At 66.9% G+C, this 11,513-nt stretch carries 13 protein-coding genes; 5 read left to right on the top strand and 8 right to left on the bottom strand.

From position 1 onward, the window contains the following. Window positions 1–176: 176 nt before the first annotated feature. Entirely contained in the window at window positions 177–1,820 is a 1,644-nt protein-coding gene (locus tag D7325_RS04580; protein ID WP_120994352.1) for a putative bifunctional diguanylate cyclase/phosphodiesterase, read from the top strand. Window positions 1,821–1,838: 18 nt separating this feature from the next. Here the strand turns inward: D7325_RS04580 and D7325_RS04575 are convergent, their stop codons facing one another. Both D7325_RS04575 and D7325_RS04570 read right to left on the bottom strand, forming a co-directional pair. Next, window positions 1,839–3,335 carry a YifB family Mg chelatase-like AAA ATPase gene (locus tag D7325_RS04575; protein ID WP_120994351.1) on the bottom strand — a complete coding sequence of 499 codons (1,497 nt, stop codon included), beginning with the start codon at window positions 3,333–3,335 and terminating at the stop codon, window positions 1,839–1,841. Between the two features lie 31 nt (window positions 3,336–3,366). Continuing rightward, window positions 3,367–3,630, bottom strand: coding sequence for an accessory factor UbiK family protein (locus D7325_RS04570; protein WP_120994350.1), 264 nt, complete (start codon window positions 3,628–3,630; stop codon window positions 3,367–3,369). Window positions 3,631–4,018: 388 nt separating this feature from the next. On the opposite strand from D7325_RS04570, the gene glnK reads away from it, so the two are divergent. The 4 genes from glnK (at window position 4,019) to sutA (ending at window position 6,693) form a co-directional block, all read left to right on the top strand. After that, window positions 4,019–4,357, top strand: a complete 339-nt coding sequence (gene glnK / locus D7325_RS04565) for a P-II family nitrogen regulator (RefSeq protein WP_003096476.1) — start codon at window positions 4,019–4,021, stop codon at window positions 4,355–4,357. Window positions 4,358–4,395: 38 nt separating this feature from the next. Continuing rightward, window positions 4,396–5,712 carry an ammonium transporter gene (locus D7325_RS04560; RefSeq protein WP_120994349.1) on the top strand — a complete coding sequence of 439 codons (1,317 nt, stop codon included), beginning with the start codon at window positions 4,396–4,398 and terminating at the stop codon, window positions 5,710–5,712. 161 nt (window positions 5,713–5,873) lie between these two features. Further along, on the top strand, window positions 5,874–6,299 hold the full coding sequence (locus D7325_RS04555; RefSeq protein WP_120994348.1) for a secondary thiamine-phosphate synthase enzyme YjbQ: 426 nt from the start codon (window positions 5,874–5,876) through the stop codon (window positions 6,297–6,299). A 73-nt stretch (window positions 6,300–6,372) separates the two neighbouring features. After that, a complete protein-coding gene (gene sutA, locus D7325_RS04550) occupies window positions 6,373–6,693 on the top strand; it encodes a transcriptional regulator SutA (protein ID WP_120994347.1) in 321 nt (106 codons plus the stop codon). 45 nt (window positions 6,694–6,738) lie between these two features. Here sutA and D7325_RS04545 read toward each other — a convergent pair whose 3' ends face one another. The 6 genes from D7325_RS04545 to lptM all read right to left on the bottom strand — a co-directional run bounded on the left by D7325_RS04545 (window position 6,739) and on the right by lptM (window position 11,359). After that, complete coding sequence (locus D7325_RS04545) at window positions 6,739–7,437, bottom strand: HAD family hydrolase (RefSeq protein WP_120994346.1); 699 nt, start codon at window positions 7,435–7,437, stop codon at window positions 6,739–6,741. Next, window positions 7,437–8,336 carry a tyrosine recombinase XerC gene (gene xerC, locus D7325_RS04540; protein ID WP_120994345.1) on the bottom strand — a complete coding sequence of 300 codons (900 nt, stop codon included), beginning with the start codon at window positions 8,334–8,336 and terminating at the stop codon, window positions 7,437–7,439. The genes D7325_RS04545 and xerC overlap by 1 nt, the downstream gene beginning before the upstream one ends. 93 nt (window positions 8,337–8,429) lie before the next feature. After that, entirely contained in the window at window positions 8,430–9,122 is a 693-nt protein-coding gene (locus tag D7325_RS04535; RefSeq protein WP_120994344.1) for a DUF484 family protein, read from the bottom strand. Next, window positions 9,119–9,949 (bottom strand): diaminopimelate epimerase, encoded by an 831-nt coding sequence (gene dapF, locus D7325_RS04530; protein WP_120994343.1) that lies wholly within the window; start codon window positions 9,947–9,949, stop codon window positions 9,119–9,121. Before dapF ends, D7325_RS04535 begins: the two co-directional genes overlap by 4 nt. A gap of 10 nt (window positions 9,950–9,959) precedes the next feature. Continuing rightward, window positions 9,960–11,207 (bottom strand): diaminopimelate decarboxylase, encoded by a 1,248-nt coding sequence (gene lysA, locus D7325_RS04525; RefSeq protein ID WP_120994342.1) that lies wholly within the window; start codon window positions 11,205–11,207, stop codon window positions 9,960–9,962. Window positions 11,208–11,218: 11 nt separating this feature from the next. Continuing rightward, on the bottom strand, window positions 11,219–11,359 hold the full coding sequence (gene lptM / locus D7325_RS04520) for an LPS translocon maturation chaperone LptM (RefSeq protein WP_120994341.1): 141 nt from the start codon (window positions 11,357–11,359) through the stop codon (window positions 11,219–11,221). Between the last annotated feature and the right edge of the window lie 154 nt (window positions 11,360–11,513).

Raw genomic sequence — 11,513 nt, 5'->3', positions numbered from 1 at the left:
CTCTGCTCATGGGATTGGCCGCGAGAAGGCGCCGGTCGTCGCCGATGCCTTGGCAAGCCGCGATTATCCATTAGGCTTATGCGGCCGCGCGGGAAGCGTCGGAAAATTGGCATATCTTTCTCGCTGCAACGAAAACCGGACGCCAACGCGTCGCTGCCGACTAACAGGGAGTTCGCTTGTCTCTCAAACCCTTGCGCGTGATCGTGCTGGCCGAGCGCTGCGCGGCAGTCGACCGACTGGCCGAGTGGTTGCGGGCCCAGCCGGCGACCGCAAGCCTGGTGGTGTCGCATGAGCGAGGCGAGGTGGCCGGTCGGCCGGAGGACACCGTCGTGTTCGCCACGCCGTCGTGCAGGCCGGCCCGATCCGAACTGCCCACGGTGTTGTTGCTCGACCGCGAGCCGGACACGCTTCCGAGCGGCATTGCCGACTGGCTGCTCGTCGACCGGCTGGACGACCACAACCTGCGGCGCTGCCTGCACCAGCTTCAGGAGCGCTCGCGCCTGCTGCGGACCGTCACCCGGCTGTCGGCGCAGGATCCGCTGACCGGCATCACCAACCGACAGGGCTTCGTCGCCCGCCTGGCGCAGCGCCTCGACCGCTCGGATTCGGAGCGATTAGCGTTGGGCCTGCTCGATCTCGACAACTTCCGCGCCGCCAACGACACCCTTGGCTACCTCGCCGGGGACCGGCTGATCGTTCAGGTGGTCGCGCGGTTGCGCGAGGTGCTCGAGACGGGCGATGAACTGGCGCGCGTCGGTGGCGACGAGTTCGCCCTGCTGATCGACGCGCACGACCCGCCCAGGCGCCTGGACGCGCTCGCCGACCGCATCGTCGAGACCTTGGCCGAGCCCTACCACCTGGACGGCGAAAGCCTGCTGATGGGTTGCAGCCTCGGATTGGCCGCCGCCGACACGGATGTCCGGCAGGACCAGCTCATGTGGAGCGCGCATGTGGCAATGCGGCGAGCCAAGTCGCGCTCGGGCTGCACCTGGCATCTCTACGACGAGCGCCTGGATCGGAGCGCGCGCAGCCTGGCCGATCTCGAAGGCGAGCTGCGCCGGGCCTTGCGGCGCGACGAACTCGAGCTGCACTACCAGCCACGCCTGTGCCTGTCGGATGGGCGAGTGGCCGGTATCGAGGCGTTGGTGCGCTGGCCGCGCCGCGGTGGCGCATTGCTGCCGCCGGCCGAGTTCATCCCGCTGGCCGAAGAGAGCGGGCTGATCGTGCCGCTCGGCTACTGGGTGATCGCGCGCGCCCTGCGCGATCTGCAGCGCCTGCGCGCCCAGGGCATTGCCGGGCTGCATCTGGCGATCAACCTGTCGTTCCGCCAGTTCCAGGACAGCCAATTGCTGCCGACGCTGGAGCGCCTGATCGCCGAGCGGGACGTAGACCCGGCGTGGCTGGAATTCGAGCTGACCGAGACGGCCGTGATGCGACGTAGCGAGCAGGTTCGGCAGACCATGCTGGCGCTGGAGCAGCGAGGCGTTCGCTTCTCGCTGGATGACTTCGGTACCGGCTTTTCCTCGTTCACCCACCTGAAAAGCCTGCCGGTCTCCCTGTTGAAGATCGACCGCAGCTTCGTCGCGGGCATGGATCGACCTGAAGGTCGCCGACTGGTGCAGGCCATGATCACCCTCGGGCGCTCGCTCGACCTGCAGGTGGTGGCCGAGGGCGTGGAAACGGCCGAACAGCTGGGGTGGTTGCGGCGTTACGGTGCCGACCAGGTGCAGGGTTTCCTGATCGCCAAGCCACTGCCATTGAATGCGCTACGGGACTTTCTTGCGCGCCCCGAGGAGCGCCGGCTGGATCGGTTCTCCTGATCGCTCAGGCCTGATCGCTCAGACCTGACTGCCGGGACGGTATTGCAGCGCTTCGGCCAGGTGGTGGCGGGCGATCGCGCCGGTCTCTTCGAGATCGGCAAGGGTTCGCGCCACCTTTAGCAACCGATGCGCCGCCCGTAGCGACAGGCCAAGACGCTCGCAGGCACGCTCCAGCCATTGCTGATCCTCGGACGTCAGCAGGCAATGCTCGCGCAATCCGGCAAGGTCGAGCATCGCGTTCGCACAGCCCTGGCGGGCGTTCTGCCGCTCGCGCGCGCGCGCCACCAGGGCGGCGGCTTCGGCCGTGGTCTGGTTGTTGCCGGTCGAGGGATCGAGCGTCGTGGTCTCGCGCGCGACGGTCAGGTGCAGATCGATCCGATCGAGCAGCGGACCGGACAGCTTCGCGCGGTAGCGTTGAATCTGATCGGGCGTGCAGCGGCAGCGCCCGCCGGGATCGCCCAGGTAGCCGCACGGGCAGGGATTCATCGCTGCGACGAGCTGGAACTGGGCAGGGAAGCGCACCTTGTCGCGCGCCCGTGCGATGACGATGTGGCCGCTTTCCAGCGGCTCCCTGAGGACCTCCAGGACCTTGCGGTCGAATTCCGGCAGTTCATCGAGAAACAGCACGCCCAAATGCGCCAGCGTGATCTCGCCGGGCCGGGGTCGACTGCCGCCGCCCACTAGCGCCGGCCCCGAAGCGCTGTGGTGCGGCTGGCGGAAAGGGCGTTGCGGCCAATGGTCGAGCGGTGCCTGGCTGGCGACCGAGTGGATCGCCGCGACTTCCAGCGCTTCGCGCTCGTTCAGCGGCGGCAGCAGCCCCGGCAACCGGCTGGCCAGCAATGTCTTGCCGGTACCTGGGGGGCCGGCCAGCAAAAGGTTGTGAGCGCCGGCCGCGGCGACCAGCAGGCCCCGCTTGGCCGCCAGTTGCCCCTGGACATCGGCGAGATCGGGGTGCGGAAGCGAGCGGCGCAGGAGCCCGGCGGCCTGATAAGGGGCGAGCGGCTGCTGGCCGCTCAGGTGCGCGGCCACTTCGAGCAGGTGATCGGCGGCGAAGACCACCAGGCCCGACGCCAGGCTGGCCTCCTCGGCGTTGGCCCTGGGTACGAGCAGCGCTCGGCCTGCGTCGCGGGCGGCCAGGGCCGCCGGCAGCACGCCCTGGATCGGTCGCAAGGCGCCCGAGAGGGCGAGTTCACCGAGGCATTCGAGCTTGTCGAGGCAGCCCTCGGGCAGCTGCCCGCTGGCGGCGAGGATGCCGAGCGCGATGGCGAGATCGAAGCGTCCGCCATCCTTGGGCAGGTCGGCCGGTGCCAGATTGAGGGTGATGCGCCGCGCCGGGAATTCGAAACCGGCGGTCACGATCGCGCTACGGACGCGGTCCTTGCTTTCCTTGACGGCCGTCTCGGGAAGACCGACCAGCGCCAGCGAGGGAAGGCCGTTGGCCAGGTGCGCCTCGACCACCACTTCGGGCGATTCGACGCCGACCTGGGCGCGGCTGTGAAGTATTGCGAGAGACATCGATCACTCCTTTGATCGTGCCGTCCGGCGTTCAGTCGTCGGTCGGCGGGGCCAGCTTCTGCTCGAGTTCCGCCACCTTGGCTTCCAGCGCTTCGAGGCGGGCGCGGGTCCTGGCGAGTACGACCATCTGGCTGTCGAATTCCTCGCGGCTGACCACGTCGAGCTTGCTCAGTGCGCTCTGCACGAGCGCCTTGAACTGGGCCTCGAACTCGGCCCGAGGCAGGGGCGACTCGCCGTTGAACAATCGGGAAGCCTGAGCGCCGATGGCGTCCAGGAAGGCTTTTGGCGGAAGCATGGCAAATCCTCTGTGTAAAGCCGCGCGAGTGTAGCACGGCAGGTCCTGGGCCCATTCGCCGCCTGGTCGTGCACGCTTTTCGCCCAGCGCTGCGGTGCAGGCCGCACCGTCCTGGTGCGCGGGGGCCGAAGCGCGGCGATCGAAACGGCGGTCGCCGGCCGCCAGAGCCCGTGTCGGCGCGATGGCGGCACCTTGGCATCTTTTCTGCTTTGCAGCATTCGACACGTGCCCGCAAGAGGACCGGCACGCGGGAAACCTCGGTGAGCGAGCGCCGGTAAAGCCGGCGGCTCGTCCGGCCAGGACGGCGCGTTACAAGAGCCGGACACTGAGCTTAGACTTGTCGCGGGTTCGTACTTCTGGGGCAAGTCACCTAAACGGGAGAAGTTTCATGAAACTAGTCACCGCCATCATCAAGCCGTTCAAGCTGGACGACGTGCGTGAGTCTCTATCGGAGATCGGCGTGCAGGGCATCACCGTCACCGAGGTCAAGGGCTTCGGTCGGCAGAAAGGACACACCGAGCTGTATCGCGGTGCCGAGTACGTGGTCGATTTCCTACCGAAGGTGAAGATCGATGTGGCGATCGCCGACGATCAGCTCGATCGGGTGATCGAGGCCATCACCAAGGCGGCCAATACCGGAAAGATCGGCGACGGCAAGATCTTCGTCGTCAACCTGGAACAAGCCATCCGCATTCGGACCGGCGAGACCGATACCGACGCCATCTAAGCGTCCCCGAACCCCACAACGCCCCAGGAGTAAGACAAATGACTCTGCGAAAGCTCGCAGGGCTAGGAGCCCTTTTGTCCGCGTTCGCCCCCTCGCTGGCCTTGGCCCAGGAGGCAACGCTCGATTCCGGTGATACCGCCTGGATGCTGACGGCCACCGTGCTGGTGCTGTTCATGACCATTCCGGGTCTGGCGCTGTTCTACGGCGGGATGGTCCGCTCGAAGAACATCCTCTCGGTGATGATGCAGTGCTTCGCCATCACCGGCCTTATCAGCATCCTCTGGGTGATCTACGGCTACAGCCTGGCGTTCGACGTCACCGGGATGGAAGCCGGCGTGGTCAACCTGCATTCGTTCATAGGCGGGTTCGACAAGGCGTTCCTGGCCGGGTTGACGACCGAAAGCCTGACCGGCGCCTTCCCCGAGAGCGTCTTTATCACCTTCCAGATGACCTTTGCGATTATCACCCCGGCGCTGATCGTCGGTGCCTTCGCCGAGCGCATGAAGTTCTCGGCAATGCTGGTGTTCATGACGCTGTGGTTCACCTTCGTCTATGCACCGATCGCGCACATGGTCTGGAGCGGCGACGGCGCGCTGATGTGGGACTGGGGCGTGCTCGACTTCGCCGGCGGTACGGTGGTGCACATCAACGCAGGCATCGCCGGCCTGGTGGCCTGTCTGGTACTCGGCAAGCGCAAGGGGTACCCGACGGTGGCGATGGCGCCGCACAACCTCGGCTACACCCTGGTTGGCGCGGCCATGCTGTGGATCGGCTGGTTCGGCTTCAACGCAGGGTCGGCCATCGCAGCCAACGGCACCGCCGGCATGGCCATGCTGGTCACGCAGATCGCCACCGCGGCGGCCGCGCTGAGCTGGATGTTCGCCGAATGGCTGACGCACGGTAAGCCGAGCGCGCTGGGCATCGCCTCGGGCGTGGTCGCCGGCCTGGTCGCCATCACGCCGGCTGCCGGCACCGCCGGCCCGATGGGGGCGCTGGTGATCGGCCTGGTGTCGGGCGCGGTCTGCTTCTTCTGCGCGACCAGCCTCAAGCGCAAGCTGGGCTACGACGACTCGCTCGATGCCTTCGGCGTGCACGGTGTCGGCGGCATCGTCGGTGCGCTGCTGACCGGCATCTTCGCCGCGCCGGCGCTGGGTGGGTTCGGCACGGTCGAGGACATCGCCGCGCAGTTCCTGGTCCAGCTCGAAGGTGTGGTCTTCACGGTGATCTACACCGCGGCGGTCACCTACGTGATCCTCAAGGTGCTGGACATGGTCATGGGGCTGCGTGTGAGCGAGGAGCAGGAAACCATCGGGCTCGACCTGTCGTCGCACAACGAGCGCGGCTACAACCTGTGATGCCAGGCTGAAGACCTGGTCGGCGCGGTCGACCAAGAGCTCGTGAAGGGCGCCATTCGGCGCCCTTTGCTTTTTCCGCCGCCACGCTAGAATGCGCGCCGGCAGCGCACGGAACGCTTGGCGGGCGACGCCATCCAAGCGGTTTTCGGGGAGCATCCGGCATGTGGCACCAAGCCGTCATCGAGTTGAAGCCAAGGCCGCGAGGCTTTCACCTGATCACCGATGAAGTGCTCCGTGGCATGCCGGAACTGTCGCGTTGCACGCTGGGTCTGTTACACCTGTGGCTGCAGCACACCTCCGCATCGCTGACCATCAACGAGAATGCCGATGCGGCCGTGCGGCGGGACTTCGAGCGGTTCTTCAACCGCCTGGTCCCTCAGGACGTGCCCGGTTACGAGCATGACTACGAGGGACCCGACGACCTGCCGGCGCACTTCAAGGCCAGCCTCCTGGGCTGCCAGCTGAGTGTGCCGGTGCGCGATGGAAGGCTGGCGATGGGCACCTGGCAAGGCCTCTACCTGGGCGAGCACCGTGACCACGCCGGCACCAGGCGCCTGGTGATGACGCTGCAAGGTGTAGGAAGTTGAATTTTTTTTGGCGAGCGCCCCTCGGGCGGTCGCTGGGCCATAACTAACCTGCTTTACGCCATTGGGGTTGAACATGAGCGACGAAGAACTGGAACAGGACGAGCTGGAAACCTCCGACGAGGACGACGGGGAAGCGCTCAACGCCGCTGACGACAGCGAAGACGCCGCCGCCGATGACAGCGAGAGCGAGCGTCCTGCTCCGACGAAGAAGAGCAAGGCGCCCGAGCCCGAGGAACTGCCGAGCATCGAAGCCAAACAGCGCGAGCGCGACGCCCTGGAACGCGCGATGGCGGAGTTCCTGGCGCGCGGGGGCAAGGTGCAGGAAGTCGAGCCGAACGTGGTCGCCGATCCGCCGAAGAAGCCGGACAACAAGTACGGTAGCCGTCCTATCTGATGGCAATGAAAAGCCCGCATCAGCGGGCTTTTTCATGGGCAGCGGTCAGTGGTTCCAGCGCTCGAGCACGGCCGGCAGCTCGGTCAGCCGCTGGATCTCGGCGTCCGGGCGGGTGCCTTCGTTCCAGGGCTTGCGACCCGGGTTGAACCAGATCGCGCGCAGCCCGGCCATCTTGGCGCCAGCCACGTCGTCTTCGGGATGATCGCCGATGTGCACCGCCTGGCTTTCGCTGACGCCGGCACGGGCGAGGGCTTCGCGGAAGGGCCGCGGATCGGGCTTGCCGACGCCCAGCTCCTCGGCGCAGAGCGTGAAGCGAAAGTAGTCCGCGAGCCCCAGGCGCTTGACCTCGGCGTTGCCGTTGGTGAGCACGCCGAGGGTATAGCGGTTGGCGAGCTGCTCGAGGGTCGGGTGAACGTCAGGGAACAGCTCGACCGCATGCCGCGCCTCGAGAAAGACCTGAAAACCCTGTTCGCTGAGCTCGACCGCCTCGTCCGCCGGGTAGCCGGCCGCTTGCAGCGCATGCAGCAGGATGCGGCGGCGCAGCTCGCTCAGCCGATGCTTGAGGCTCGGATCGGCTTCGGTGAGCTGGCGACGAATCGCCCACAGCGCCTCGATCGGAAAATCGCCCAGGCGCGGCGCGTTGATCGCCAGCCAGTCGCGCAGCGCGGCCTCGGCGCTGTGCATGACCGGACCGATGTTCCAGAGCGTGTCGTCGAGATCGAAGGTAATCAGTTGCACGGTCATCAGGAGCTTTCCTGCTTTCGCTTGGCGCGTGGGTGGGCCTGGTCATAGACCTCGGCCAGGTACTGGAAGTCCAGGTGGGTGTAGATCTGCGTCGTGCCGATGTCGGCATGGCCGAGCAGTTCCTGCACCGCCCGCAGGTCGCGTGACGACTCCAGCAGGTGGCTGGCGAAACTGTGGCGCAGCATGTGCGGATGCAGGTGCTGGCCCAGCTCGCGCGCGCCGGCTTGCCGGACCCGCAGCTGCACGGCCCTTGGCGTCAGGCGGCGCCCCCGCTGGCTGATGAACAGTGCGCCATCGACCGGATTGGCCTGCGCGCGCAACGCAAGCCAGGCGGCGAGCGCTTCGCGTGCCTTGCGACCGACCGGCAGCACGCGCGCCTTGTTGCCCTTGCCCAGCACCTGGACCAGCCCGCCGGACAGATCGAGGTGCTCCACATCCAGGCCGACCAGTTCGGCGAGGCGCAGGCCCGAGGAATAGAACAGCTCGAGCATGGCCTGATCGCGATGGCCGATGAAATCGTCCTCGACGCCGCCGTCGAGCAACTGCATGGCCCGATCGGTGTCCAGCAGCCGCGGCAGGCGCTTCTCGCGCTTGGGCGGCGAAACACCGGTGGTCGGGTCATGCGGGCAGCGGCCTTCCTGGTTCAGGTAGCGGTAGAGCCCGCGAAGCGAGGACAGCAAGCGTGCCAGGCTGCGGCTGGACAACCCCTGGCGATGCTGCTCGGCGATCAGTTGGCGAACGTCGTGGCTCGTGAGGTCGGACCAACTCCGCCGCGACTGCCGGCGTTCACAGTGGTCGGCGACCTTGAGCAGATCGCGTCGATAGCCATCCAGCGTGTGCGGCGATACCTGCCGTTCGCTGCGCAGGTGTTCGAAGTAGGCGTCGAGATCGGTTTGCATGGCGAGCCTCAAGAGCCGATGACAGTGCTCGAGGTTGAAAGGCCGGGCGCAACGCCCGGCCCCGTTTCGGCGGACGTCGGCACGCCGTCAGCCTCAGCGCACCGACCGCAGCGGCGCGTGGAAGCGTGGCAGGGTGCGGGCCAGCACCTCGGCGATATAGGTCAGGAAGAGCGTGCCGAGCGAGCTCTTGTAATGCTGCGGATCAGGACTGCCGATGGCCAGCAGGCCCTGGTGCTGGTTGAGCGTGACGACCGCGGCCGAGCCGATGCTGGCGCTCTCTTCCTTGCCGAACAGGTACTCCAGCTCATGCGGACGTAGCACGCCGCAGACGGTCTTGCCGCTGGCCAGCAGCCCGCCGATGGCCTGCTGGGCCTCGGCCGGCGTGACGCTGCGACCGACCGGCAGCGGGGCATCGCTGAACAGAATGAGGCTGACGAAGGGCACCTGGAATTCATGCCGCAGGCTTTCGTCGACCGAGCCGACCACTTCTTCCAGGCTGCCGGCGTCGAGCAGGTCGAGCACCAGGCGGCGGGTCTTGTCGAACAGCCGGTCGTTGTCTCGCGCGACGTCCATCAGCTGCGACAGGCGATGGCGCATCTCGATGTTGCGCTCGCGCAGGAGCTTGACCTGCCGTTCCACCAGCGACACCGCATCGCCGCGCGAATGAGGGATGCGCAGCTCGGGGATCAGCTCATCGTGATCGACGAAGAATTCCGGATGTGCGCGCAGGTAGGCGGCCACGCTCTCGGCATCGATCTCGGCGGTGGTCTGGGTCTGGTCGGTCATAGGCGAACCTGTCCTTCGTAAACGCGAACGGCGGGGCCGGTCATCATAACGGGCTGGCCGGGGCCGGCCCATTCGATGGACAGGCGGCCGCCAGGCAGCTCGATCTGCACCGGCGAGTCCATCCAGCCCTGGCTGATCGCGGCGACGGCAGCGGCGCAGGCGCCGGTACCGCAGGCCTGGGTTTCGCCCGCACCACGCTCCCAGACCCGCAGCCGTGCGCGCTGGCGATCGACGACCTGCAGAAAGCCCACGTTCACGCGCCTGGGGAAGCGAGGGTGGTGCTCGAGTCGCGGACCGAGCTGGTGCACCGGCGCCTCGTCGACGCTGTCCACGCGCAGCACCGCATGGGGATTGCCCATCGAAACGGCGGCCAGCTCATGCTCGATCCCGTCGACCTCCACGCGATAGTTCGGTGCCTCGACCTCGGCGATGAAGGGAATGTCCTTCGGTACCAGGCGAGGCGGGCCCATGTCGACGCAGACCTGGCCGTCCGGACGGGTGTCAAGCTCGATCACCCCGCCCTTGGTCTCGACCCGGATGCGCCGCTTGGTCGTCAGCCGCTTGTCATGGACGAAGCGGGCGAAACAGCGGGCGCCGTTGCCGCACTGTTCGACCTCCGAGCCGTCGGCATTGAAGATGCGGTAGCGGAAGTCCACGTCCGGGTCGTGCGGCGGCTCGACGATCAGCAACTGATCGAAGCCGATGCCGGTGTGGCGATCGGCCCATTGGCGAGCGTGCTTGGGCTGGATGTGCGCGTGCTGGCTGACCAGGTCGACGACCATGAAGTCATTGCCCAGGCCGTGCATCTTGGTGAAGCGCAGCAGCATCGGGCGGACCTCAGTCAGGCAGCAGGCTTTCGCCCGCGTACAGCGATTCGAGGGTTTCGCGGCGGCGCACTTCATGTGCGTGCTCGCCGTCGACCAGCACTTCGGCGGCGCGGCCGCGCGTGTTGTAGTTCGAACTCATCACGAAACCATAGGCGCCCGCGGAACGCACGGCCAGCAGATCGCCTTCGGCCAGCGCCAGGGAACGGTCCTTGGCGAGGAAGTCGCCTGTTTCGCAGATCGGCCCGACGATGTCGTACGCACGCGCAGCGCCATCGCGCGGACGTACCGCGACGACGTCCATCCAGGCCTGGTAGAGCGCCGGGCGGATGAGGTCGTTCATCGCCGCGTCGACGATGGCGAAGTCCTTGTGCTCGGTGTGCTTGAGGTACTCGACGCGGGTCAGCAGCACGCCCGCGTTGGCGACGATGGAGCGGCCCGGCTCGAAAACCAGCGCCAGGTCGCGGCCGGCGAGGCGCTCGCGCACCGCCTGGATGTAGTCGCTCGCCAGCGGGGGTTGTTCGTCGCGATAACGCACGCCCAGGCCACCGCCGAGGTCGAGGTGGCGAATCTGCACGCCATCTTCGGCGAGGCGGTCGATCAGCAGCAGCAGGCGGTCGAGCGCATCGAGGAACGGCGGCAGGCTGGTCAGTTGCGAGCCGATGTGGCAATCGACCCCGACGACCTCGAGGTTCGGTAGCGCAGCCGCGCGGCGATAGACCTCGAGGGCCTCGTCGATACCGATGCCGAACTTGTTTTCCTTCAGCCCGGTGGAAATGTAGGGATGCGTGCCGGCGTCGACGTCCGGATTGACCCGCAGCGACACCGGGGCCCGGGTGCCCATCTGGGCGGCGACCTGTTGCAGACGTTCCAGCTCGTCACGCGATTCGACGTTGAAGCAGTGCACGCCGATTTCGAGCGCGCGGCGCATGTCGTCGCGGGTCTTGCCGACGCCGGAGAAGACGATGCGGTCGGCTTTGCCGCCGGCTGCCAGCACGCGTTCCAGCTCGCCGCGCGACACGATGTCGAAGCCGGCGCCGAGGCGCGCCAGCAGGTTCAGCACGCCGAGGTTGGAGTTGGCCTTGACGGCGAAACAGACCAGGTGCGGCATGCCGTCGAGCGCGTCGGCGTAGGCATGGTACTGGGCGGCGATATGCGCCCTGGAATAGACGTAGGTCGGCGTGCCGAAACGCTCGGCGATGGCGGACAGCGCCACGCCTTCCGCGAAGAGCTGGCCGTCGCGGTAGGAGAATGCCTCCATGGGGTTCTCCTTTAGAGTTCGTAGCGGTCTTTCGAATGTTCTTTGGCGGCTTTTTCGTCGTCCGGCAGGTAGAGCGGGCCTTTCTGGCCGCAACCGCCGAGCACGGCGCACAGCAGCGCCAGTGCGACCAGGGGAAGCAGAGCTGGCTTCATCAGGGGAAATCCTTGGGAAAATCGAATGGCCGGAGTATACCCAGCACCCATTCGATTGCCTATGCGAAGCCCCGACCCCGGCGGGCTGCGGCGATGCCGGCGACGGGCCGTGCTAAGCTCCGGCCCTTGCCAAAACAGCCCGTACGAGGATGCC

The sequence above is a fragment of the Stutzerimonas urumqiensis genome (genome assembly GCF_003640395.1).
Taxonomy (GTDB): Bacteria; Pseudomonadota; Gammaproteobacteria; order Pseudomonadales; family Pseudomonadaceae; genus Stutzerimonas; species Stutzerimonas urumqiensis.
Note: the sequence above shows the minus strand (reverse complement) of the source record. Positions and strands in the feature narration are given on the sequence as shown.